This window comes from Dictyobacter halimunensis (assembly GCF_036245075.1).
The window spans coordinates 2,520,410-2,544,489 of record NZ_BSRI01000001.1; the positions used below are offsets into that span (position 1 = coordinate 2,520,410).

25 protein-coding genes are annotated in these 24,080 nt (G+C 55.3%); 17 read left to right on the forward strand and 8 right to left on the reverse strand.

Annotation, left to right across the window (positions count from 1 at the left end; all coding sequences use genetic code 11):
* Positions 1-125 precede the first annotated feature (125 nt).
* The 4 genes from AABA21_RS10180 (at position 126) to AABA21_RS10195 (ending at position 2,638) form a co-directional block, all read left to right on the forward strand.
* The gene (locus AABA21_RS10180; RefSeq protein WP_338249446.1) at positions 126-464 is read left to right on the forward strand and encodes a hypothetical protein; all 339 of its coding nucleotides are present in this window, start codon (positions 126-128) and stop codon (positions 462-464) included.
* Complete coding sequence (locus AABA21_RS10185; protein ID WP_338249448.1) at positions 461-1,882, forward strand: GH1 family beta-glucosidase; 1,422 nt, start codon at positions 461-463, stop codon at positions 1,880-1,882. Before AABA21_RS10180 ends, AABA21_RS10185 begins: the two co-directional genes overlap by 4 nt.
* Before the next feature lie 168 nt (positions 1,883-2,050).
* A complete protein-coding gene (locus AABA21_RS10190) occupies positions 2,051-2,281 on the forward strand; it encodes a hypothetical protein (RefSeq protein WP_338249450.1) in 231 nt (76 codons plus the stop codon).
* Between the two features lie 84 nt (positions 2,282-2,365).
* The gene (locus tag AABA21_RS10195) at positions 2,366-2,638 is read left to right on the forward strand and encodes a YkgJ family cysteine cluster protein (protein WP_338249452.1); all 273 of its coding nucleotides are present in this window, start codon (positions 2,366-2,368) and stop codon (positions 2,636-2,638) included.
* Positions 2,639-2,666: 28 nt separating this feature from the next.
* On the opposite strand, the gene AABA21_RS10200 is transcribed toward AABA21_RS10195, so the two are convergent.
* From AABA21_RS10200 to AABA21_RS10225, 6 genes are all read right to left on the reverse strand, one after another.
* Complete coding sequence (locus AABA21_RS10200) at positions 2,667-2,942, reverse strand: ubiquitin carboxyl-terminal hydrolase 14 (protein WP_338249454.1); 276 nt, start codon at positions 2,940-2,942, stop codon at positions 2,667-2,669.
* A 135-nt stretch (positions 2,943-3,077) separates the two neighbouring features.
* Entirely contained in the window at positions 3,078-4,295 is a 1,218-nt protein-coding gene (locus AABA21_RS10205; RefSeq protein WP_338249455.1) for an FAD-dependent oxidoreductase, read from the reverse strand.
* Between the two features lie 52 nt (positions 4,296-4,347).
* The gene (locus tag AABA21_RS10210; RefSeq protein ID WP_338249457.1) at positions 4,348-5,016 is read right to left on the reverse strand and encodes a PadR family transcriptional regulator; all 669 of its coding nucleotides are present in this window, start codon (positions 5,014-5,016) and stop codon (positions 4,348-4,350) included.
* A gap of 156 nt (positions 5,017-5,172) precedes the next feature.
* Complete coding sequence (locus tag AABA21_RS10215) at positions 5,173-6,408, reverse strand: macrolide family glycosyltransferase (RefSeq protein ID WP_338249459.1); 1,236 nt, start codon at positions 6,406-6,408, stop codon at positions 5,173-5,175.
* A 227-nt stretch (positions 6,409-6,635) separates the two neighbouring features.
* Positions 6,636-7,262 carry a copper resistance CopC family protein gene (locus AABA21_RS10220; protein WP_338249460.1) on the reverse strand — a complete coding sequence of 209 codons (627 nt, stop codon included), beginning with the start codon at positions 7,260-7,262 and terminating at the stop codon, positions 6,636-6,638.
* A 152-nt stretch (positions 7,263-7,414) separates the two neighbouring features.
* A complete protein-coding gene (locus AABA21_RS10225; RefSeq protein WP_338249462.1) occupies positions 7,415-7,993 on the reverse strand; it encodes a copper resistance CopC family protein in 579 nt (192 codons plus the stop codon).
* 466 nt (positions 7,994-8,459) lie between these two features.
* Between AABA21_RS10225 and AABA21_RS10230 the strand changes: the two genes are divergently transcribed.
* Positions 8,460-8,834 carry a cupredoxin domain-containing protein gene (locus AABA21_RS10230; protein ID WP_338249464.1) on the forward strand — a complete coding sequence of 125 codons (375 nt, stop codon included), beginning with the start codon at positions 8,460-8,462 and terminating at the stop codon, positions 8,832-8,834.
* A 227-nt stretch (positions 8,835-9,061) separates the two neighbouring features.
* On the opposite strand, the gene AABA21_RS10235 is transcribed toward AABA21_RS10230, so the two are convergent.
* On the reverse strand, positions 9,062-10,081 hold the full coding sequence (locus AABA21_RS10235; protein ID WP_338249466.1) for a zinc-binding alcohol dehydrogenase family protein: 1,020 nt from the start codon (positions 10,079-10,081) through the stop codon (positions 9,062-9,064).
* Between the two features lie 50 nt (positions 10,082-10,131).
* Positions 10,132-10,455 (reverse strand): L-rhamnose mutarotase, encoded by a 324-nt coding sequence (locus tag AABA21_RS10240; protein ID WP_338249468.1) that lies wholly within the window; start codon positions 10,453-10,455, stop codon positions 10,132-10,134.
* 818 nt (positions 10,456-11,273) lie between these two features.
* Here AABA21_RS10240 and AABA21_RS10245 point away from each other — a divergent pair.
* From AABA21_RS10245 to AABA21_RS10300, 12 genes are all read left to right on the forward strand, one after another.
* Positions 11,274-12,116 carry a helix-turn-helix domain-containing protein gene (locus tag AABA21_RS10245; protein ID WP_338249470.1) on the forward strand — a complete coding sequence of 281 codons (843 nt, stop codon included), beginning with the start codon at positions 11,274-11,276 and terminating at the stop codon, positions 12,114-12,116.
* A 180-nt stretch (positions 12,117-12,296) separates the two neighbouring features.
* Entirely contained in the window at positions 12,297-13,202 is a 906-nt protein-coding gene (locus tag AABA21_RS10250) for a phytanoyl-CoA dioxygenase family protein (RefSeq protein WP_338249472.1), read from the forward strand.
* 157 nt (positions 13,203-13,359) lie between these two features.
* On the forward strand, positions 13,360-13,971 hold the full coding sequence (locus tag AABA21_RS10255; RefSeq protein WP_338249474.1) for a nucleotide exchange factor GrpE: 612 nt from the start codon (positions 13,360-13,362) through the stop codon (positions 13,969-13,971).
* 59 nt (positions 13,972-14,030) lie between these two features.
* Positions 14,031-15,014 (forward strand): DnaJ C-terminal domain-containing protein, encoded by a 984-nt coding sequence (locus AABA21_RS10260; RefSeq protein WP_338249476.1) that lies wholly within the window; start codon positions 14,031-14,033, stop codon positions 15,012-15,014.
* A 23-nt stretch (positions 15,015-15,037) separates the two neighbouring features.
* Positions 15,038-15,382, forward strand: coding sequence for a chaperone modulator CbpM (locus tag AABA21_RS10265; protein WP_338249478.1), 345 nt, complete (start codon positions 15,038-15,040; stop codon positions 15,380-15,382).
* Between the two features lie 401 nt (positions 15,383-15,783).
* Positions 15,784-16,719, forward strand: coding sequence for an LLM class F420-dependent oxidoreductase (locus tag AABA21_RS10270; RefSeq protein ID WP_338249479.1), 936 nt, complete (start codon positions 15,784-15,786; stop codon positions 16,717-16,719).
* 278 nt (positions 16,720-16,997) lie between these two features.
* Positions 16,998-17,801 (forward strand): sugar phosphate isomerase/epimerase family protein, encoded by an 804-nt coding sequence (locus AABA21_RS10275; RefSeq protein ID WP_338249481.1) that lies wholly within the window; start codon positions 16,998-17,000, stop codon positions 17,799-17,801.
* Between the two features lie 60 nt (positions 17,802-17,861).
* Entirely contained in the window at positions 17,862-18,860 is a 999-nt protein-coding gene (locus AABA21_RS10280; protein WP_338249483.1) for a Gfo/Idh/MocA family protein, read from the forward strand.
* A complete protein-coding gene (locus AABA21_RS10285) occupies positions 18,857-20,299 on the forward strand; it encodes a sulfatase family protein (protein WP_338249485.1) in 1,443 nt (480 codons plus the stop codon). The genes AABA21_RS10280 and AABA21_RS10285 overlap by 4 nt, the downstream gene beginning before the upstream one ends.
* Positions 20,277-21,344, forward strand: coding sequence for a Gfo/Idh/MocA family protein (locus tag AABA21_RS10290; RefSeq protein WP_338249488.1), 1,068 nt, complete (start codon positions 20,277-20,279; stop codon positions 21,342-21,344). Before AABA21_RS10285 ends, AABA21_RS10290 begins: the two co-directional genes overlap by 23 nt.
* Positions 21,345-21,655: 311 nt before the next feature.
* Complete coding sequence (locus AABA21_RS10295; RefSeq protein ID WP_338249490.1) at positions 21,656-23,023, forward strand: sulfatase family protein; 1,368 nt, start codon at positions 21,656-21,658, stop codon at positions 23,021-23,023.
* 363 nt (positions 23,024-23,386) lie between these two features.
* Positions 23,387-23,977 carry an acetate uptake transporter gene (locus AABA21_RS10300; protein WP_338249491.1) on the forward strand — a complete coding sequence of 197 codons (591 nt, stop codon included), beginning with the start codon at positions 23,387-23,389 and terminating at the stop codon, positions 23,975-23,977.
* Positions 23,978-24,080: the final 103 nt, after the last annotated feature.

The following is a 24,080-nucleotide window of genomic DNA, read 5'->3' on the forward strand; positions in this document are numbered from 1 at the left end:
TTTCCGAAACCGATAACGGTAACGTAAACGGTAGTGATTCCGGCCGCTGGGACATCGGCGCATCGCGCACATTCACGGGCCGCGCAAATATCAAGTATCCCTTGATCGCCATCAGGGTTATTGCGATGCTCTGGCTGAGGAGGGCATCGCATAGGCCCGGCGCGCTGTCGGCGGTGGTCTACTGCGCTCTGCGCGTGCCCGAGGCCCTGGCGGTCGTTGGTTATGATGATTTCTCTCTCTCCATTTCCAACCTCCACTGCCAACTGTGTGCCAGCTTCTTGATGAGATGGGCAAGCGTTCCATTGAGCCGCGCTCAACCTGTTGCTGGTACGACAGCCTATCATCCTGGCGATCGTAAAGAACTGCAGGAGGAGCCCATGTCATATGCTCCTCCATCCAACTCGATGATTCAAGCTGCCAGTATTCGTAATGCGAAAACGTTGAAAAAAGAAGAGATTAGATGAACAATAAACAGGATCAACAGATACAGAGTGCCAGCGATACCGATCTCGCCTCGCGCTTTCCCGCGGATTTTCTGTGGGGCGCGGCCACCTCGGCGTATCAGATTGAGGGCGCGACCAGAGAAGATGGACGCGGCCCCTCGATCTGGGATCGTTTCGCGACCACTCCGGGTTGCACCTTTCAAGGCGAGACGGGTGAGGTAGCGGCGGATCACTATCATCGTATGGAGCAGGACGTGGCGTTGATGGCCGAGATGGGTCTGCGCGCCTATCGCTTCTCGATCTCCTGGTCGCGCATCTTTCCAACCGGCACAGGAGAGGTCAATCAGTGTGGGTTGGATTTCTATGGCCGGTTGGTAGATACACTGCTGGCCCATAATATCCAGCCGGTGGCGACCCTCTTCCACTGGGACCTGCCGGCCGCCCTGCAGGACCAGGGAGGCTGGACCAATCGCGCCACCGCCTATGCCTTCGCCGATTACGCGGCCCGCGTGGTCGAGTACCTGGGCGATCGCGTCGGCCACTGGATTACCCACAATGAGCCCTGGTGCTCAGCCTACCTGGGCCATGGCCTGGGCATTCATGCCCCCGGCATCCAGGATGTGCAGGCGGCCGTCACGGCTGCTCACCACATTCTGCTCTCACATGGACTGGCGATGCCGCGCCTGCGAGCCCTGCTCCCACCTACCGCGCAGATTGGGATCTCGCTCAACCTCTTTCCCGTCTATAGCGTCGATAAGACGCCCGGCGCCTCTGAACGCGTGGAGCGGGAGATCGATTTCAGGAATCGCTGGTTCCTTGATCCTGTTTTTAAAGGCCACTATCCCGCTGATCTGTTCTCATTCATGGGCTGTCAGCCACCAGAGGTCCAACCGGGCGACCTGGAACTGATCTCAGCTCCTCTGGATTTTCTGGGCATCAATTACTATAACCCGTTGCGTGTGGGTATGACGCCCGTAAAGGATAAAAAAGGCGGCGTGCGGCATGATTACGAGGTACTGAACATGTCGGCCAGCGTGCCCAGCACCGCTATGGGATGGGAGATCTATGCCCAGGGGCTGGCCGATCTCATTAGCTGGCTGCGTTACGAGTATGTGATCCCCGCTATACTGATTACAGAAAATGGTGCGGCCTTTGATGATTGTATCGAGGCGAGCGGAAGGATCGCCGATGTGCGCCGTCTTCAGTATTTACGCGAGCATATCGAGGTCATCGGCCGTAGTATCCAGCAATCGGACCTAGCTCCCGTTCAGGGTTATTTCGCCTGGTCGCTACTGGATAACTTTGAGTGGGCCGAAGGATATAGTAAACGCTTCGGCTTAGTCTACATCGATTATGATACCCAGACCCGTATTATAAAAGATAGTGGCCTCTGGTATGCATCCTTTTTGGCATTGTACAATGCCCAACATTATGACTAGACAACAACATGTTCTTTAGCTCAAAAATGTTTCTTATGAGTCATCCTGGATTTTTGAAGAATCCAACCCAATGCGGGAGGTGCAGGAGGGCATGCTCGCCCTGCACCCCGGTTTTGGGAACTTTTGCAAAAGTTCGGGATGACTCATACATCACAAAAGGCATATACTATGAGTGAGGTAGAAAAATTGCGCCAGCGAATCGCTCTGGAGTGCCAGGCTATGCATCGCCTGATGTATGATTTTGCGGCTGTCTCAAGGCATGAGATTATCGCCCATCACTATGATGCGATTGGCGCGTATCAAAACCAACTGGAATTGCTGGTAGGTAATGTGGAGGCCTCTCTGATTACCGCCGAAACCTATATCAAGGCGATCGAAGCGCCCAGCATTCAGCCCTGATAGCGGGGAGCGACCGCGTTTCCATCCGGTCACATTCGTGCTACAATATCCTGAAAGTATCGTAACAAGATTGGACCCTGGCGAATGGAATGCCGTATTGGCTGTGGCGCCTGCTGTATCGCGCCCTCGATCTCAACCCCTATCCCTGGCATGCCCGAAGGCAAGCCAGCAGGAGTCCGCTGCGTCAATTTGAGCAGCGATAACCGCTGCCAGCTGTTTGGCAAACCAGAACGGCCAGCTGTCTGCTCCGCTTTTCAACCCCAGGAAGATATTTGTGGACGCTCTTCTCAGGAGGCTCTGCAGATTATTACTACCCTCGAACGAGCTACCGCCCCCACCAACAAAAAGAATTGCTAGCTGCTGGCCGCTTGCTACTCTTTACTCGTTATTCTTCTTCACTAAAATCGAGCTCAACCTGGTCGACATAGCACCAGCCCCAGTCTTCGCCCTGCTCAAATGAGGCTATGATTGGATGCTGGGTGCTGTGAAAATGTCTGGTTGCATGCTTGTTCTTTGATGAGTCGCAACAACCTACATGCCCACAGGTCAGGCAGATGCGTAGATGGACCCAGCTATCGCCGGTCTTCAGGCAATCTTCGCAGCCGCGCGCGCTGGGGGTGACCTCTTGAATCTGGTCAACGTGCGTACATTCTATCGCCATGATCATCTCCTTAAAAACGCTACTTTTCAGATGATGCATACTCAACCGCCAGGGGCGCACGTATGTTTCCCTGGCGCACATCGCTCATCCTCTGTCACTATATCATGCAGGTTGAAATGATGACAGGTCGCTTTACTATTTTTCAGCACCACTACTGATAGCGGTTAGATCCGCTTTTTTGTCCCACTCCGTTCGATAAGCATACATCCAATCCGAAGCTTTGGGATTGGCGAAGAGTTTGAGGAAGATCGGCGTGGTGAGATCGCGGAACCACTGCTTGCGAGGACCCATGACGAATTTTCCCGAGTCACCCCGCTTTCCAGCATCATACATCTTGATCGTGCGTTCGCGGCGCAACCGTTCGTAGACGCTGAAAGCCTGCTCCAGATCGGGAATGTCGCGCAGGCACTTCGCCAGTATGGCCGCATCCTCCAGCGCCATCGAGGCTCCCTGCCCGGAACTGGGCGAGATGGCATGGGCAGCGTCGCCTGATAACACAACTGGACCTCTATGCCAGCTGATCGGTTGTTCGGGTAGGGTATAGGAAGCGAAGTAAGGGAAGGTTTCGTCGGCCCGCTGGATGATCTCGCGGATGAGCGGCTGATCATCCTTGTATATCGCTAGCATCTGCTGCTTGCGCTCGGCATCGGTCATCTGATCGAACGCTCCTCTAGCCGCCTCCTCGTCCTGTACCCAGTTAGTGAACCAGTAGATGTAGCCAGTTGGCGTGACATGATAGCCAAAGAAGGCGCGCCTGCAAAAGATGAAATTGATGGTTTCGGGTGGTCCGGATACAGTGACCCCGGAGGTATAGCCGCCGCTATTAATCAGCCTGGTATAGGTTATGCTATTGAAGGTGGGAGCAACAAACTTGCGCGTCTGTGAATGAACACCATCGGCCCCGATGAGTAGATCGCCGCTGGCCGTGCTTCCATCACTGAACGCTGCCACAACGCCTCCCTGCTCGGTGGTTTTAATATCCTGTAGTTTCTTGCCCCGCATGATACGTATCCCCTGGCGTTCGGCCTCATCGATGATGATTTTTCCCAGAGGGATGCGTTTGATGAAGACGCTCTTGAGGCCTCCGCCAGCCAGGACACCCCGACCCAAAAATTTGTTTTTGCTGTTCCACATTGACCACCGGGTTATGGCCGATCCTTCGGCGTAGATGGCCTGATCGAGTCCTAGTTCCTGCAGAACCGCCACGCCATTGCATGAAAGCGACAGTGAATAGCCATCAAGTGTCTCGCGCGCCTCGTAGATCTCAGCCTCAATGCCTGCGCGCTTTAAAAACAGAGCCAGCGTGGGGCCCGCGATCCCACAGCCGATAATCAAAGCTTTTCTTGCCCGCATCGTTCAAATCCTTTCTTAGATGTTTTTTCTTATAGTTTTTTTGCGCCTGCTGTTAGCGATCCTGGGATTGGTCATCAGGGGTTTCGTTGGATGTTTGTTCGCTACCGAGAAGAGCAAGATCCTGGCGTTGAATCTTCCATTGGAGATGTCCATCGCGAATCTCGGTCAAGGTACCATCGTGGATCTCCTGAATGAGCTGTTGTACAAAGGTGGACCTGGTTTCAAGCAAGGTGAGGGCATAGCGATCCTCGACCAGGAAGAGGCGGTCCACCCCTAGCTGCGAGCCCCGTTCCAGATTCGACTTCGCCTGGTCGATCTCCGGTTGCAGATGTTGCAGGTATTCCTGCAACAGCGTGACAACCTCGTCGGGAGGAAGATTGCCCAGGAAGGCCAGTCCGGCCGCGAACTGCGTATATTCGGTGGCGGGCTGGCGGATGAGTGAGCGCAACCAGTCCGCCAGTTCGGCCCGCCCGGCCTCGGTTGTGGTATAGATGGTGCGCTCGGGATAGCGTCCCTCGCGCTGTGTCTCTACCGGCATGATCCATTGCTCCCGCTGTAGCGCGTCGATCACCGCGTAGAGCGAGCTTTGATTAAGTTTGATTACCGACGAGAGCTCGCGCTGCCGCATGACCGCCGACATCTCATAAGGATGCATAGGACGCTCGGTCAACAATGACAGCACGGCCAGCGCCAGCAGGTTGGAAACTTTACGCCTGGCCATGGCTTTATATTCCTCGTTATACTAGTATATATCTAACTATTCCTGATTTGACTAGTTTACATTGGAATAGTAACCTGTAGTTTAATAAATGTCAATGGTTTGGCAACGTAATACCTGCTATCTGATTGTCGAGGAAATCATACCTTTCAGCGCCGCTTAGATGCTGGAGGGCTGGCGCGTATGCAGATGCTGGAGGATGGCGTCGACGGCGGCATGGACACCTCCCGTTTCCGCGATCGTGCGCTGCATCCGCCGCACGCGCAGGCGGATGCCTGACTGGTGGGCGAGATAGTTCACCGTTTCTCGCAGGAGCGCGGCTGTAACCTGCTCCGGTTTCAGTGAGACGCCGAGCTCCAGTTCCACTATCCTACGCGCGGTGAGCTCTTGTTCCTGGGTTCGCGGGATGATGATTGAGGGTACCCCGTACGAGAGCGCCTCGATGGTGCTGTTCATGCCGCCCTGCCCGATAAAGATGCTGGAGTGAGCCAGGACATCAAGCTGAGGCACCTCGGGATGAATGATAAAGTTTTGCGGGAGCGGGGCGCCCAGCGCGGCTAGCGGGACGTGTGGACCAATCGCCATCACGACCTGCCAGGGCAGACACGCAAAGGCCTGTATACATGTCCGGTAGAAGTCTGGTTGCTGGGTGAAGGCGGTTCCCAGCGAGATGTAGAGCGTCGGCTGTGTACGCAGGCGTTGCAGTGGAAAGTCATGCGCATTATAGCGGGGTAGCAGGCAGGGTCCAACGAAGTTAAAGCGATCATCAAACGTCTCACCCGCGTATTGAAACGCGCGCGGCAGCGTCACCAGCGTGAGAGGTTCCGCGTGGGTGAGAAAATCTTTGAAGTCAAAAGTGGGTACCTGGTACATGGCGCAGAGCGCATGGAGTTGCGTGTTCAGGGCGGCTAGATGTTCACCCATCTTATCCACATCGGTGAGGGGTAGTGATTGATGCATGAGGGAGCAGAACTGAAAGTATTCGTTGCAGGCGTAGGTCGGGTGGACGAGAATGGCCGGGATATGCAGGATCTGGGCCAGCAGGCGGCCCCAGAGCGCGGCCGGCGTATAGATAATGCCGGTGGGCCGCTGATGACCAGGCAGCGTCTCTAAAATCTGTGGTAGGAGCTGGCGACACTCCTTGATGATCTGCCAGCCGATCACAGCTAGGCGTTCAGGGCCGCTCTGACCATTGATCCATCGGGTAAGCTGCTCAACGTCCAGATCCGAGATATAGCCACGAAAGAGAGCTCCCGTGGCCTCGATCGGATGGCGAAATGTGTCCGTTTGATAATACGTGACCTGCTCGCCACGCGTTATCAGACCCTGAACGATGGCCAGTGTAGGATTGATGTTTCCTTGCTGCGGGATGTTGAAACAAAGATATGTTGACATTACAGACACTCCCTCTGCCAGGCCAGCTTACCCGGAACGATACCTCTACTACTTCGGTACACCAGAGCATATCAACACATCCTGTGTCTGTTAATTTCTTTCTTCTCTCTAAAGAGATAGCATACTGGTCTGGTACTGTCAACATAGAAAAGGCAGGAGTCAGCTGTATGCTGGTGCATGGGGGCGCATTCGCGCCTCCATGCACCAGCATACAATAGCTCTAATTCTTAGCTGACGGGTGTGCGTGTGGGCTCGTTGGCGGCGGGCGCGGGTTGACGTGAGCGGCCCAGGCCGAAGCCGGCTCCCAGACCTACCAGCAGGGCGATCACACCAGAGATGACGGCGGTCCAGATGGAGGAGCCACCATTGCTGGAGCTGGCCGCTCCGGCCGCGGGTGCGCTCGCCTTGGGCGCGGGCGTAGGTTGAGCCTGCTGTGTGCTGCTACCGGCTGCCGAACCGACCGTAAAGACAAAGGCGCCCTGAGCAGGATCGTTGTCGTCGGATGAAACGGTGATCCAGCGTACCACGTAGATGCCGTTTTTCTCGGGTTTGATGTTGACCGACATCTTCATCGGATTGTTCAAGTCAACTTTGGCGTCCCCCTGGCTGATGAGCTCGCCGCTGGGTCCATAGACGAAAAGGTTGCTGTTGGTTGGACCCGGCTTCATATTTTCCGCCGTGGTGACGGTGACCTTGTCGGGTGCCTTTGCAATAGTCGAGTTAATGCCTGGATTAGAGGATGAGACTTTGGCGTGATTGGGCATCGCGAAGGACGTGCCTGTGAGCGCGAAGAATATGCCCAGGCTGAGGATCGCCACGCATATCATGCACAGACGTTGTCGAAGTAAGCGCATAATGAGTACATTCGCCTTTCTTGCTTGTCAGGATTCTATGATAAAGAATAGTACATAAAGGTACTACTTTTTTTTATTATCAGGGTTGCCCGCTATTAATCTCTACCCAGAGCATAAAGCTTGCATTGAGCCATGTCTATTGGGGCAATTCCCTATTTTTTCCCTAGGGTATTTTCCGCTTCGGGAAGCGAGGCTCTATGCTGCTGCTGATGCCGGGTCATCATAAAGGTGGCCGCGCTACCCGCCAGTAGACCGATGATGCCAGCCAGGAGCACCTTGAGCCAGCCGGGTAGCGGTGTGGTGGGCGTATTCTGGGTTGGTGTGATCTTCTTTATGCTGACCATCATTGGATGTCCCGCTAGCTCACCTTTCACCATACCCTTGAGCATAGGACTGATATTGACGAAGAAGCGGAAGCTCCCGCTGTCCCGGTGCCCTTCATCGGTGGAGGTATTATGCCAGGTGACGAGGTAGATTTCGGAATTATCCGCCTGCATCGGCACCACCATCGTCTGGCGATCGCTACCGTTGAGTTTAGCCGGCGCTGTATTTACCAGCCTGCCGGTGACATCATAGACCTGGATATCGCTTAGATTGGGATCGACCGGCTCTGAGAAGCGCACCGTAACCGTGGACGGCGCTTTGGTCAGCATAGCGTTGGCGGCCGGTACGGAGCTGACATATTCGCCATGGACAGGTTGCGCCAGCGCACTCCCTGTGTATATCAGCATGGATAGTATACCCAAAAAAATGCTTAAACCGATGATAGAATATCTCCCTGCTCGTGTGCTCATATGTATAAACATCCTCTCTACGAATGATGAGCGGCAACTATGCGGCGCAGGATCAGAGGTGACTACAGTAGAACATCTCCACCCCACATTTCCACATCTTTTCTTATCGTCTTCTATCCTTATCGGATGTACAAAGTTATATTAGAGCAGAACTCTACTTATGTCCATTGGGCGTTGGCCCTATGCTTTTTTGCGCTGCCCCATTATAATCCTTTAGATATATAATAGCACTCCTCAAAATATATAGTACTTATTTGCGTACATAGGGAGATATACTCAATCCAGTTTGCATCACCTGAAAAATAATCAGGTAGCAGGAAAGGATAATTCTGCTACAATACGTGTAATAAGCTTTCAGTGATACACTGAAATAGAATCTTTTTACATGGGAGCAATCTGCATCATGAAACGATATCCATATCGTTGTCTGCTTTTTTTTGGTGTGCTGATCGCTATGCTGGGGCTACTCGCGGCCTGTGGCGCCTCAAATCAGAATCAGGTCCATATGAACGAGACAAATTTTGAGCAGAAATCTATTAGCATTCAAAAAGGTGATAGCGTGACGCTGGTCAATGATAGTCCGGCGATCCATGTGATTGAGAATGGGAGCTGGGTGGATGGGATGCAGGTGCCGAAAGATGAGGCCGGGGCGCCACAGGTTGATGCCAGCGTGAATGGCAATATCAGCCAGATTATCGGTCCCTTTAATACCGCCGGAACCTTCCATCTCTACTGTACCGTCCATCCTGATATGAACCTCACCGTCAACGTTCATTGAGAATGTGTCTGACGCTCATGAGCATTGGCTGCAGGCTGCTTGAGCCTTTGCATCTATGGTGCTTACGAATCAGTTTTGAGTTAGTGCATGAGGGTGCGCGAATGCGCACCCTCATGCACTAACTCAAAACAAACAGTGCGGCCGCGTAGCGGACGCGCGTATGGGGGCGCTTACGTGCCCCGGGTGACGGGAGCCAGACTCATTCTGGGATGATGACCTTTGGTCATCTAGAAGGTGATGACGGCCTTGATGATGCCGCTATCACGATCGAACCAGTGGGGAAACGCTTCAACCACGGTCTCTGGCGTGGCGCGATGTGTAATCCACGGATCCAGCCGGATCTGTCCCGCTTCAAGATAGGCGATGATCTGGCGGAACTCTTTGCCGGTGGAGTTGCGGCTGCTGAGCAGCGTAAGCTCATGGCTGTGGAAGTAGGGATCGTTGAAGGTGACGTCCCCCTGGAAGAGTCCGACAAAGATCAGGCGACCACCATGGGCGACGTAGTGAAAGGCGGCCTGCATAGAATGTTGATTGCCGGTGGCGTCAAAGACGGCCGTCGGAAGATCATCCCCAAATATGGCCTGCAGACCGGCCTGGGCGTCCTGGCCTGGATTGATGCAGGTGACCTCTGGCCATTGCTGGCGACAGAAGTCCAGGCGACTGGCACTGATATCCATGACAAAGACCTGTGCGCCCGCCAGCCGGGCGAACTGGGTGACCGCCAGCCCGATGGGGCCCGCGCCCACCACCAGCACGCGTTCATTATTGGCCAGCTGCGCACGATCTACCGCGTGGGCGCCAATCGAGAGCGGCTCAACCAGCGCCAGGTGCTCGAAAGAGAGATCTCGGGCGGGATGAAGGTGGTCGGCAGGCACCAGCAGATATTCGCTCATCCCACCATCAATATGCACCCCCAGCACATGCAGATTCAGGCAGCAATTCGTTTTGCCGCGCCGACAGGGGGGACACGTACCACAGTTGAGGTAGGGCTCGACCGCGCAACGCATCCCCACGCTGATCCTCTGCACCTGCTCTCCGATCGCTACCACCTCCACTCCCATTTCATGACCCAGCACACGTGGATATTCAAAGAAGGGTTGCTCCCCGCGAAAGGCATGCAGGTCGGTGCCGCATACCCCGATTGCTCGCACCCGCACCAGCGCCTCGTTTGGCCCCGGCGTCTGCGGCTCGGTCGCCTGCAGTAACCGTAACTGTCCCGGCGTTTCCAGCTGTATCGTCTTCATCATTTCTTCTCTTTACTTTCTCCTATATACGACTGCGCAGGGCCTGTAACCACCTAATCAGTGTGAAAAATAGCTTTCATATTGGTCCACCATTCACCTTCCCCACCCCCTTCAACCGGCTCCTGCATCGGATCTGTATGCGACCACCACTCCTGCGTCTTCGGGTCCGCCGCCATCTTTTTCTGATCGGCCGCATAATCGTTGCCAATGTATTCAAAATAAGCAAATAAGAGGGTCCCATGGCGGAAAATAGTATAGTTGCGCATGTTACAGGCCCGAATCGTTTCCAACACCTCCGGCCAAACAGCGGCATGAATACGCTCATAATCTTCAACACGGTCCGGCTTTATCCGAATAACTTGACCAAATCTGCGCATAAACATTCTCCCTCCCGTTAATTGTATCGCGGCCGAGCATACGGTTCCCATAAATTATTTATATGTTGGTGCGACAGGGGCACGATGCGCCCCTGTCGCACCAACATATAAACCAGTGCGGCCGCGCATGAGGACGCCCGAAAGGGGCGCTCAACTACCCCTTCAAAGTGAAAATATAGCACCTACTCTTATGGAGAAAGCGCTTTCTCCATAAGAGTAGGAAAAAACCCTGCTTTTGTCAAGGGAATATACTGTATTTATATTCAGGAGAATCAAAAGAGGCTGGCCCTTTTCATTGGAGAATCGAAAGGGCCAGCCAGTAGTCGCTCGCTGTGACATCCAATTGAGAGGAGATGGGTCGGAGGATAGCGTAACGCGGGCAGGCGGCGCGAGCCGTTGGATGACTGACCGACCAGCGACTCACGCACCCACTACCAGGGATATCAGGATGAGAAAGAGAGTTTTTATCAGACGCTTCCCTTCGTCAATTATCAGGCGCTTAAAATCGTATAAAGGACAGGTGTATGCAGTTGATGTGTACCGAGTGTTGCCAGTGATCTATAAGCGGTAAAGGCGTTTACATGACTACTATCATTGTCTTTTGAAGCCGCTTATCTATCACACTATTATTGATCGCCACATTCTACAAGTGAATAAGGCTTTTTACTGGCAATATTTGTTTCGAAGATGTTGTATCGAGTAAAAAGCATATATCGATCCGAATATGACGCATCGAGCATACCTGTAAATGCTCCAACCTATGGGCCAATGTGTACAAGATCTTTTTTATTGTAGAGGCGTTGTGGCACAATATGTATATGATGTGGATAGCTGAGCAAGCTACCGGGATTGGAGGAGATGTGACAACGGCGATGGAACTGGTGAATGGGATGCAGGCGCTACAGGTAGCGGCGGGCTGGACCTTTGGGGAGCATGCGCATAATGGGATTGAACTGGTGGGCATTCTGCAGGGGCAAGTGGTATTGGAGGCCGCCCGCTGCCAATGGCAGGTCAAAACGGGGCAGGTAGTCTCGATTCCTCCACATTTGCCGCATCGCTGGTGGTGCCATGAGCCATCGCGGCTGAACGTTTTGCACCTCGACTATACGCCGCTCGACCTGGCCCAGCGCCTGGTTCCAGGCAACGCACCCCGCCTGATTACGCTGACAAAAAAACAGGTGATCGAATACGAGGGCCTGTTTCAGCGTCTGTTGGACCTGGTCGCCCAATCGCCCTCCAAACAGGAGCGTCTCCTGAAGGCCTACCTGGAGGTATTCGTGCTGACCCTGCTGGAGGGTGATCAGGTTCAGGACCCGACGACCATCGCCATGTATGAGGTCGCGGCCTACATGCAGACCCATCTGGATCAGCCGATCGCCATTGCACGCCTGGCTCAGCAGTTCTTGATGGCGGAAGTGACGCTGCGCCGCCATTTCCGCGCCGTCTTTGGCGTTTCGCCGAAACAATATCTACTGGACCTGCGGCTGAAAGAAGCCCAGCATCTGCTGGCGACCACGCGCCTGACTCTGCAGGAGGTCGCGGCCCAGACCTGCTTTTTTGACCTGGCTCACTTCTCCTCAACCTTTCGCCAGCACTATCACGTCTCACCCTCCCAGTGGCGCGCCCAGCACCTGGATCTCTCCTCACCCGCCTCCGATTGATAATCATCAGCGAGAATGTGATCGTTTTTTACAAATTGCAGATTGCTTTCTCCCAGGACATGGGCGGCCCGCCTGCGTATACTTATCTGTACATGGTGGAAGGGATGATATGGTGCTTATAGCGAGTCGAACCGCGATTGTCTTGCATCGTGGACGCATCGGTTCCGAAGGAGAAAGATTTTGAGCACACGGACGCGCGAATTTACATTGATGAGCAATGGCTATCAACTATCACAGACACCACAGCGTCTGGGCTGGCTGGAGCCTACCGATCCCACCTTACCGATGGAACAACTGCGGCAAAAGTACCGCGCAGACGGCTATCTATGGCTAAAGGGTATCCTGAACCGCGAGGCGGTTCAGACGTTTCGCCGCCGTTTCTTTGCCGCCATGCAGGTAAGCGGACTGCTGGCCGCTGGTAGCGATCCCGAAGAGGGGATCTACTCGGGGGAGACCACGCAGAAGGAACTGGCCCACAGGATCTTCATGGAGGCGCACCGCTGGCCCGAGTATGAGGCTTTCTGTACCGCCCCCGAGATCGTACACTTTTATGAAGAATTTCTTGGCGGCGAGATCTACCTGCACAAGCGCAAGCTTATCCGCTACAACGTACCCGGTGATGCCAGGACTACGGGGGCGCACTATGACCTCGTCTACCTGCGCGGTGGCACCGATCATCTCTGCAGCAGCTGGATCCCTATCGGTGACATCCCTGTTGAGATGGGGGGCCTGACTTACCTGGAAGGCTCGGATGCCTGGGGACGGAAGATGGAGGCCGAATTTTCCCTGAAAAATGCTGATCTTCCCCCCGAGGAGCGCATCAGCGCGTATAATAAAAATATGCGCGAGGGCTGGCTGACCAATGATCTGCCAGAACTGGCCGAGCGCGTCAATAGTCGCTGGCTGATTGCCGATTATGAATGTGGAGATATGGTCGTACATAGTCCTTATATGATTCATGCCGCCACGGTCAACTATAATTCCGGACAGCGCATTCGTCTCTCAACTGATATTCGCTATCAGCGTAAAGATGATGATATCGATATGCGCTGGACCAACCATTGGTACCCTGGCGATAAGCTCTAGTTTTTTGTACACCTTCTCTCCTTTTTAATCGTGTTTTCTACAGCAATGGAATGAATCCTTAACTCCATTGCTGTAATTTTAAGTTTTGGACACGTTTGTTCTTCGCATCTCTTTTCGAGAGATTTGAACTGATATAGGATTGAAGAGGTGGATTGTTATGAGCCGGAATGATGCAAAAAAGTCAAAGGAAAAGGATGTCCAACCCGATACTACTGTGGTGGAGGGAGAGGTGGTGACGCCGGAGGAGGAGACGCAGGGCCAGCAGGAAGAGGTAACCCCTGGAGCGCCTTCTCTTGAGCAGCAGTTGGCGGGAGAACAACAGAAAAGCGCCGAATATCTTGATCAATTGAAGCGTTCACAGGCCGATTTCATCAATTACAGGCGCCGGAGCCGCCAGGAGCAGGTGGAGGCACGCGCCAGTGGCGAGATGGCCCTGCTTGAACGCATCCTCCCCGTTCTGGATGACCTGGGACGCGCCATGGCGTCTGTACCCTCGGAACTGACGGACAATGCATGGGTTGAAGGCGTCATGCTGACCTCGCGACAGTTGACGAATACGCTTGAGCAACTGGGGGTGACGCCGGTGGGAGAGCCGGGTGAGCCCTTTGATCCCTATAAACACGATGCTATTCTACGCATGCCCAGCCCGCAGCATGACGAGGGGACCATTATCCAGGTGGTACGACCCGGCTACATGCTGAAGGACCGGGTGTTACGTCCGGCGCAGGTTGTGGTTGCCAGCGCGCCTTCCCAGGAGGAAAACTCCTAGAGATCGGCTGACCAGGCGTCGTTACTTTGGAGTAACGCAGTCAGAGAGTGAGATGTTCCATGGCAGTTGATTACAAGGATTATTATAAAATCCTCGGGGTGAGCAAAGATGCCGACCAGAAGGAGATCCAACGCGCCTTTCGGCGGCTGGCCCGCAAATACCATCCCGATGTGAATCCCGATAATAAAGAGGCCGAGAATAAATTCAAGGAGATTAACGAGGCTAACGAGGTCTTATCTGATCCAGAGAAGCGCAAGAAATATGATGAGATGGGCGCGTACTATCAGCAGTATGGCGCGTGGCCGGGAGCGGGTGGGACCACGGACGCGCGGGCGCGCTATGGTGGGGGGCAGTATCAATACCGAACTATGAACGAAGAGGATCTGGAGGATCTGTTCGGGGGAAGCTCTCCCTTCTCCGATTTCTTTGAGACCTATTTCCATTCGGGCTTCACCGGCGCACAAGCGCGTCGCGCTGGCGCCGGAACCGGCCAGCGCGCCCGGCAGGCCGTGGCTGGCCGTGACGTGGAAGCCGAGGTGGAGATAACAGTGGCGGAAGCGTATCAGGGGACGCAACGAGTGCTCGAATTGGGTCAACCAGACGGGAGCACACGTCGCCTGGAGGTCAAGATTCCGGCGGGCGTTGGCGAGGGGTCCCGCGTGCGTATCTCGGGCCAGGGCATGCCCGGTACGCCGCGTGGCAACCTCTATCTCAACGTCCATCTGCGGCCCGATCCTCAGTATACGCGTGAAGGCAGTACGTTGCGCACCCGCATCTCTGTCCCATTGACCACGGCCATGCTCGGCGGAGAGGTCCCCGTCCCCATTCCTGATGGACGCCGCCTGATGTTGCGCATCCCCGCCGGTACCAATGATGGCCGCTCTTTTCGTCTGCGTGGTCAGGGCATGCCTGAAAAAATTGGACACCCAGAGCAGCGCGGCGACCTGTACGCCGAGGTACACGTCGACCTGCCGACCCAATTAACCGATGAACAGAAGCGCCTCTTTGAGGCTTTTGCCAGCTCACTAAATCCGATCCACTAAGACGGAAGAGGAGTGATGTATTTATGAATGATCCACAACCCTCGCGGCAGTTCATAAAAATTATTGTGCCTGGTCAGAACGAATCTTACAGCTATAGTGAATCAGAGATCCTGGAATGGTGCCGCCTGGAACGACCATTTGTGTCGCAGCTGGCCGAAGAAGGGCTGGTGGGACGTCTGGAAAGCGTCAGCATGCAATACTATTACTGTGATCGCGACCTGCTTCTCTTGCGCCGGGCATATCGACTGCAGCGCGACCTCGACATCAACCAGGCAGGCATTGAGGTCATCCTGCGCCTGCTCATGCATATCGATGAGCTACAACGTGCCCATCCCCAACCCGATCACCCCCCCGAACCCCAACCATAGACGCATCCGTGAACGCATCCAGATCTTCCTATGTTGATGCAGCGGGGCGCTGGTAATTAAGAGCGGAGAGTGATCAGATTTTCGGGGTCTTGTTCACTTTCGGTAGAGCCTGTTCAGTTTCTACAAGTGCTGCCACTGCCCTCTCCAACTCATGGTGCACCAGCTTCTCTATACTGAGCCCGTCAAGTATTTTGGATCTGCGCCACTTTTCGTGCTCCTTCAAACGGACTTTAGGACATTTGACAGAGAAGAGAAAATCTGTTTATCAGGCGCATCCGCGCCTCGCTGCATCAACAAAAACAGTGCGGACGCCCGTGCGGGGACGCTTATGTACCCCCTCCCTCTTCCTCATGCGTATACTCATTAGTAGAACTATAATCTCGTGAAGGAAGAAGGTTAATATGAAGTTTAGCGTTGAAATTCCTAATGGTTGGAAGATGAATCTGGCCGCCATCAAAGATCCGGTGGAGGCCTACGAGGCAATGACCAACGTGGCCAAAGCCGCCGATGATGATGGCTATGAATCCATCTGGATGGTTGATCACTTCCACACCGTTCCCGAACCATCGCAGGAAGTGACCTTTGAAACCTGGATGTCGCTGGCGGGCATTGCGCGCGACACGAAGCGTGTGCGCATCGGCCAGATCGTAACCTGTAACGGCTACCGCAATCCCGCCCTGCTCGCCAAGATGGCCAGCACCTTCGATGTCCTGTCGCATGGTCGTCTGAACTTTGGCATCGGCGCCGGCTGGTACGAGCACGAATACCGGGCCTATGGCTATCCGTATCCCGACGCCCCCGAGCGCCTGCGCATGCTGCGTGAAGCCCTGCAGGTGATCCATGCCATGTGGGAGCAGGATGAGGCCCATTTTGAGGGCAAATACTACCAGATCCGGGGCGCCATCAACCAGCCCAAGGGCGTGCAGAAGCCGCATATTCCCATCCTCATTGGTGGTGGTGGCGAAAAGGTTACTCTCAAATTGGTCGCCCAATATGGCGACGCCAGCAACATCCTTGGTGACCAGCAGACCATCAAGCACAAAATCGGCGTACTCAAGCAGCACTGCGAGAACCTGGGCCGCGACTTCTCGACGATCCACAACACCACTGGTTCCGTCTGCGCCATCGCCGACAGCGACGACGAGGCCCGAGCCTCCCTGCCTGAAAACGTCCGGAAACAACTGAGGGACACCGCACTGGTCGGTAGTCCAGAAACGATTCGCCAGCGTGTCGCCGAACTTGAAGCCCTCGGCATCCACGAACTGATCCTGGACTTCCCCACCTGCGCCACCGACCTCACACCCATCCACCGCTTCGCCCAGGAATTCGTCAAATAATAAGATCCAATAAAATAGATGGTTGCAGAACCGTGCGCACCGCGCACGGTTCTGCAACCATCTATTTTATTGGATATAGATAAAATAACCTTGACAGAGCAATTGCTTTCATGTTAAGAATATCAAAAGAGTTTGAAACTAGATGAAATGTAGCAAAACATAACAATGGTTTTAACTCTTTAGCGCCCACCATGTCATAATTAGTATGAGTAATTTGTAGGTAAACAGACCGCTAACTATTTCCAGTTTATCGGTGGTAATAGGGAAGGACAACTGCAATGAGGCTTGGTTGTAACACGGTACTGTTCTCTAAGCTCGACCTGCCCGAGGCTCTGAGGCGGGTTGAGTGGTGTGGTTTTAAGGAAGTTGAGCTGGCCGCGATTCCGGGCATGTGTGAACACGTGTCACCTGAACGTGATGATCCAGCGCGTGTGCAAGCATTACTGGATGAGACGGGTCTGCGGGCCGTCGCCATGGAGGCGGCCACCAACCTGACCAATCCCGATAACCTGCCGCGTTTTATTTCGGTCCTGCGCTTTGCGTCGGCGCTGGGAGTGGAAGTCGTTAATACCGGTAGCGGTGGCAAGACCGGGGATGCTGTATCCGAGCAGGCGGCCTACGCGGCCATTCGACAACTGGCTCCGATCGCGGCCGACCTGGGTGTGCGTCTTGGCGTCAAAGCGCATGTCAATCAGGCCATCGATAATACCGCCAGGGCGCTCCAGGCCCTGGATGCCATCCCGATCGATGGCTGGGGCATCAACTTCGATGCCAGTCATCTCTACCGACTGGGCGATGACGTTGTCGAATCGGCCAGACAGCTGGCTCCTCGCCTGGCCTCGGTTCATATCCGCGACACCCTGGAGCTGGTAATCCCCATTGGACCCCCACAGACCCAGATTGCCGGTCGTGGTAGCATCGATCTGCCCGGCGTCCTGCAGGCGCTGCAGCAGGCGAACTACAGTGGTCCCATCAATCTCGAAGTCATCGGTGGTGCCAACCTGGAAGATTGGCAGGCCAGTGCCGTCGCCGCTGAGAGCCATGGTTATCTATCGCGTATTATGCGCACATTGGATGCCTGATCATTTATATAATGCTGAAAATTTTCGTTCCTCAATGCAGGGTTGCAAGAAAGGGGCAGCATGAGCAAATTAAAAGTAGCTGTTATCGGGCTTGGAAATATCGGAAAAAATCATGCCAACTGGTATAGTAAAAATCCAGATGCCGAAATAGTAGCGTTTTGCGATCTTTTAGCTGACCGTGTAGACCCGGTGGCGCAGCAGTATGGCGTGAAGGCGTATCATTCGATCGATGAGATGTTGAGTTCTGAGGAGATCGATGCCGTCAGTGTGGCTACGGCGGGCACAGAGAACGGCAGCCACCACTATGAGCCGACGATGCAGTGTCTGCGCGCGGGCAAGCATGTGCTGGTAGAGAAGCCGATCTCGAACAACATCGAGCAGGCGCGCGAGATGGTAAGTTTCGCCAAAGAGCGCGGCGTGCTGCTGGGTGTGGATCTCAATCATCGCTTTACACCCGCCGCCGATCGTGTCAAGCAATTGTTGAACGATGGCGAGCTGGGTGAAGTATTATTTATCAATATGGCGCTTTGGATCAACAATCCCAACGAGTCGTCCCCCTGGTTTCACATGCGTGCCCTGCATCCCCACTCCATTGATGTGATGCGCACCTTTGGTGGACCGATTAAACGCGTGCAGGCCTTTATGTATAAGGGTCCGGGCCGCGCGATCTGGTCGAACGCCTCGGTGAACATGCAGTTCGCCAGTGGGGCGATCGGCCACCTGACCGGTAGCTACGATGCCAGTTCGTTCCATCCCATTGAGCGTTGTGAGGTTGGCGGCAGCAAGGGACGCGCCGTGATCGAGAACGTCTTTCAGCGCATGGAATTCTTGCCGCGTCAGAGCCGCGAGAAGATCGTGCTGGAGAATCCGATCATGGGTGGGGGCATGGGCAATTTTGATGATACCTTCCGCAATCGCATCAATGCGTTTGTACAGCAGGTGTTGCAGGGTGGTCCGCTCGATGCCTCCGGTGATGATGGCCTGGCCGCTCAGGAGGTGATTGAGGCCGCCATCCGTTCCTGGGAGAATGGCACCATCGAGGAGGTGCCCAACGGATGAACATTGTCTTGATCGCTCTGGATACCCAGCGCGCCGACCATCTGGGCTGTTACGGCTATTCCAAGCCGACCAGCCCCTTTCTCGATAGCATTGCCGAGCGGGGCGTGCTGTTCGAGCGCTGCTACGCGCCCAACATCCCGACCCACCCCAGCTTTACGACGATGCTGACGGGCAAGGAGGCCATCACCCATGATATCGTCAACATCGGGGGGGGCGTGCCGATCGCCGAGGGTGTGCGCCTGCTGCCCGAGATCCTCAAGGAGCACGGCTACGTGACGGCGGCCGTCGATAGCATGGAACGGCACTTCCCACGTGGCTTCGATGAGTACGTCACCTATGCCTGGGATCGCTCGGTGCCGACCGTGTTGCGCAAGGCCGAGACGGTCACCGAGAAGGCCTTGCCGGTGATCGAGCGTCTACGCGGGCAGGACCAGCCCTTCTTCCTGTTCCTGCACTACTGGGATCCCCATACGCCCTACCTGCCACCGCCGGGATATACGCATAAATTCTATCCTGAGGGGCGCGATCCATACGCCCTGGATAATCATAGCATGGATGAGGCCTGGAGCTGGGAGCCGTTCCGCTGGTATTTCCACGAGTGGATGCCCGGCGTGACTGATTCTGAGTACGTGATCAATCTCTATGATGGCGAGACCGCCTACATGGACGAACATCTGCGCCGCATCTTTGCCGCCCTGGAGCCCGTGCAGGAGGATACGCTGGTCATTGTGACCGCCGACCATGGCGAGATCCTGGATGAGCAGCAGGGGTACTTTGACCACCATGGCCTCTACGAGGGGAACGTGCATGTGCCGCTGATCTTCTACTGGCCGGGCAAGCTGCCGGCGGGCCAGCGTGTGCCCGGCTTTGTGCAGAACGTGGATCTGGCCCCGACGCTGCTGGACCTGGTTGGACTGCCCGATCGCGACGCCATGGAGGGTGTGAGCCTGCTGCCTCCCATCTTTGGATTGCGCGACGGCAACTACGACGAGCTCTACCTGTCCGAGGCCACCTGGGAGGTCAAGCGAGCGATCCGCAATACGCGCTGGAAATTGATCGATTCCATCGAGCAAGATCCCCATGGGCGGCCGATGCAGGAACTGTTCGATCTGCAGACCGATCCGCAGGAGCAGCATAATCTGATCGATGAGCAGCCAGAGATCGCCAGTGAGCTCAAGCGACGCCTGGACGCATGGGTGGCCCGACGCCTGCAGGAGACTGGTCGCTCGGTCGATCCTTTGCGCGCGCAGGGACATTGCGGTGTCAGAATTGGCACGCCCAGACCCGACGAGGTTATCGGGCCCGGAGCCACGCCGCTGTCTCAACGTACCCACGGCGAGGCGGCTACCATCCCTTCACCCGAGGCTCTGACCGTTCCCAATGAGTTACAAGATCAGGACAAAGGAGTGCGCCTGCATGGCTACGTCAAGGATGAATAAGATTCGCCTGGGCGTCATCAGTTTCGCCCATGCGCACGTCAATGCCTACCTGGATACGATACGCAATTTTGATGACGCCGAAGCGGTGGCTGGCTGGGACGCTGACCAGGAGCGCGGCCGAACGCAGTGCCAGAAGTATGGTCTGGATTTTGAGGCCGACCTTGACCATCTCTTGCAGCGCTCGGATATCGATGCCGTCTTTGTGACCAGTCCGACCAATCAGCACGCGGCCCATGTTCAGGCCGCCGCGCAGGCTGGCAAGCACGTTCTGCTGCAGAAGCCGATGGCGCTGACACTGGATGATTGCGACGCGATCATCGAGGCGGTGCGGCGCTATGGCATCAAGTTCAGCCTGTGCTATCAGATGCGCGCGGACCCGGTTAACCAGAAGATCAAGGCGCTGCTGGACGAAGGTGCCCTGGGCAATATCGCCATCGTGCGCCGCCGCCATGCCATCGGTTTGCTGCTCAATCCCGACTTCGCGCGGCCCGGTAACTGGCATATCGATCCCGTGCAGAACATGGGTATGTTCATGGACGACGCCTCGCATGCCGCGGACTGGTTCTACTGGATGCTGGGGCGGCCCACCAGTGTCATCGCCGAGATCGACAACGTACTGACAAACACGGCGCCGGACGATAACGGGGTCGCGGTCTACCGCTTTGGCAAGCGCGAGATGGGTATTCTGCTCAATAGCTCGACCATGCTGGCGGCGACCTCCACCACCGAGATCTACGGCGACAAGGGAACGTTGATCCAGGATTATGGTGACCTGGTCTCTTCGTCCCTGCCACGACCGCCCGGCGCTACGGCCCTCAAGATCTACCGCGCTGGCGCCGCCGATTGGGAGCGCTTCGATTTCCCGGCCGATGTGCCGCATGGCAACCGCATCCGGGCCGTCCCCCGTCCCTTGATCGATTACCTGCGCGGCCAGGGCGCTCCCATGGCTACCGCCGAAGATGGACGCGTATGCATCGAAATGGTTTTGGGCGCCTATCAAGCCGCCCGCGAAGGAAGACGCATCCCGTTGTCGTCGTCGTCGTAGGTGCGCCCCTTGGGGGTAATACTTTCAACTTTAGAGCAAGCAAAAAGAGAAATGGTCAGAGTACGTGCGGGGGCTTGCCCCCGCTTTCTTCCTCACCGCTCGAAAAAGCAACAGGAATGATGCGATGCGTCGCATGCAACCGTCCTTGATCGCTTTGAAGGCGCTTTTCCTCTTGGGAAGCAAACAAGCGGGGGCAAGCCCCGCACGTACTGTGGATTTTTCTCTTTTTGCCCGATATTAAATGGGAGATATCGCCCCTTGCGGGCGCTTCCTGCGTCGGCCCACGAAAAAGGAACAGGAGATAATACAACATGACCGTTCCAGCGAAGTTGCCCAACATCGTGGTTGTGGCGATCGATAGTCTGCGCGCTGACCATCTGGGCTGTTATGGCTATGCACGGCCAACTTCGCCGCATATTGATGCCCTGGCCGCCGAGAGCCAGGTCTTTGAGCAGGCATTCGCCGCCGGTATCCCGACCATGCCTTCTTTTACGACCCTTTACACGGGACTGCATCCCTATCGCCATGGTGTGGTGGCGCATACGGGCCAGCGGCGCCTTTCTTCTTCGATCCAGATGCTACCACAGATGCTCAAGCAGCGTGGATATGTGACGGCGGCCTGCGATAACCTGGCCGTGCAGGGCGATGGGCGCGGCAGCTGGTTCGCGCGCGGCTACGATTACTATTCCGGCTTTCTTTATAAGCCGTTCGGTGATCAGAGCCAGCAATTGACTGAACGGGCGCTTAATCTCTTGCAAGAGTACGCCGATCAGCCGCTGTTCCTGTTCCTGCACTACTGGGACCCCCATACGCCGTACGGTCCGTTGCCGCCCTATGATACCATGCACTATGAGCCCAATTCTGGCCCTATCGACCTGGCCGAGGTACGCAAGCTGCGGCCGGAATACTACAATGCCTTCCTGGGTGATATGCATCTGCGCCACCCGGATGACTATGCCTATGTGGTTGCTCAGTATGATGGAGAGATCAGCCAGGTGGACGCCGAGGTGGGCCGTCTGACGCAGGCCCTCAAGGCGCAGGCGTTATGGGAGAATACCATCTTTGTGTTGCTCTCCGATCATGGAGAATGCTTTGGGGAGGGCGACTTCTATTTCGATCACCATGGTCTGTATGATGCCGTGACCCGTATCGCGTTCATGCTCCATCTGCCCGGCAAGTCCGCCGGACGTCTCACCCCCATGGTCTCGCACCTGGATATCGTGCCGACGCTGGGGGCGTTGGTAGGATTACCTCCTCTCCCATACGCCCTGGATGGGAAGAGCCTGCTCCCGCTGCTGAACGGCTCCACTTCTACCTCACCCCATCCCTATATCGTCTCCGCTGAGTCTTCGCGCCAGGCCTCGCTGGCCCTGCGTACCCCCGAATGGAAGGTCATTCTCCCGATCGTAGAGGACCTGCATGGTCAGCCGCTGCCCGATTTCTATGGCCGGCCGCGCTCACCACAACCCCTGCTCTTTGATCTATGCAACGACCCCGCTGAGCAGCACGATCTCAGCCAGCAGAGGCCGGAGAAGTTGGCCGAGATGCTTGATCTGTTGCGCTCCTGGCGCGCGCGCATGGCGGCGATGACCGGTGAGCCCGATCCCATTCAAGCGCAGGGCTTAAGCCTGTCCTACGAACGCTTCATGAAGCGCCTGCTGGCCCGCCAGAAAGCATAAATTTTAGTAGTGGGTGCAACGCCACGGCTCGTGCATTCGCACGAGCCGTGGCGTTGCACCCACTTAAATACTTAAGGGAAATAGAGATTGGCAAATACTTTGCTATGTCGTACAATAGTATATGGCAGGGATTACTATAGTTAGCATGCTCTATGCCAGAAAGCATGTGAAAGGAGGATGCAGGGCACTGTTATTACCGGAAAGCTGTTTCCAGAATTCATTTTCCTTTACCTTTTCACTCTTACTAGACTGGTGATGAGGCCAGTTTACTTTCCAAGTATGTATGCGTAAAGAGTAGCGCTCGCCCAGAGTTTTGTGCAGCGACGTGTGTAAGAAACATACCAGGAAAGGTGGGAACATATAATGGCCCAGTTTTCTTTAAAAAGAGATGCAGCGGCAACTGAAGAGGTTGCGGCCGCCGTTAATCCAGCTCCCCTTGGATTATGTGCTTTTGCCCTGACGACGTTTGTTTTGAGTGCGGCCAACGCTAACTTGTTTACAGGTGCCAGTATCGTTATTGGCCTGGCCCTGTTCTATGGCGGCCTGGGACAACTGCTGGCCGGCATGTGGGAATTCCGCATGGGCAACACCTTTGGCGCGACGGCATTTTCGTCTTTTGGAGCCTTCTGGCTGGCTGTAGCGGCCACTTTACAGCTCAAATTAGTCCCCAACGAGACCGCCATGGGTTTCTTCTTCCTCGGTTGGACAATTTTTACCGGCCTTATGCTTATCGCTTCCTTGCGTACCAACTTCGCATTGATCGGAGTGTTTCTATTCCTCTTCCTGACCTTACTGGCCTTGACTATCGGCGCCCTGGGAGGCGGATCTGCCTTCACCGTCATTGGCGGCTGGCTCGGTATCATCACGGCCCTTGTCGCCTGGTACACGGCCCTGGCTGGCCTGTTGACGACCGTTAAGGCTCCCTTCGGGCTACCAGTTGGCCCCCGTCCCTGATATACTCATCACATAGTCCATTGTATATTGGTGTGGCAGGTGCGCAAATGCGCACCTGCCACACCAATATACAAATATATTCTAAAGTTATCCAGCATATGTA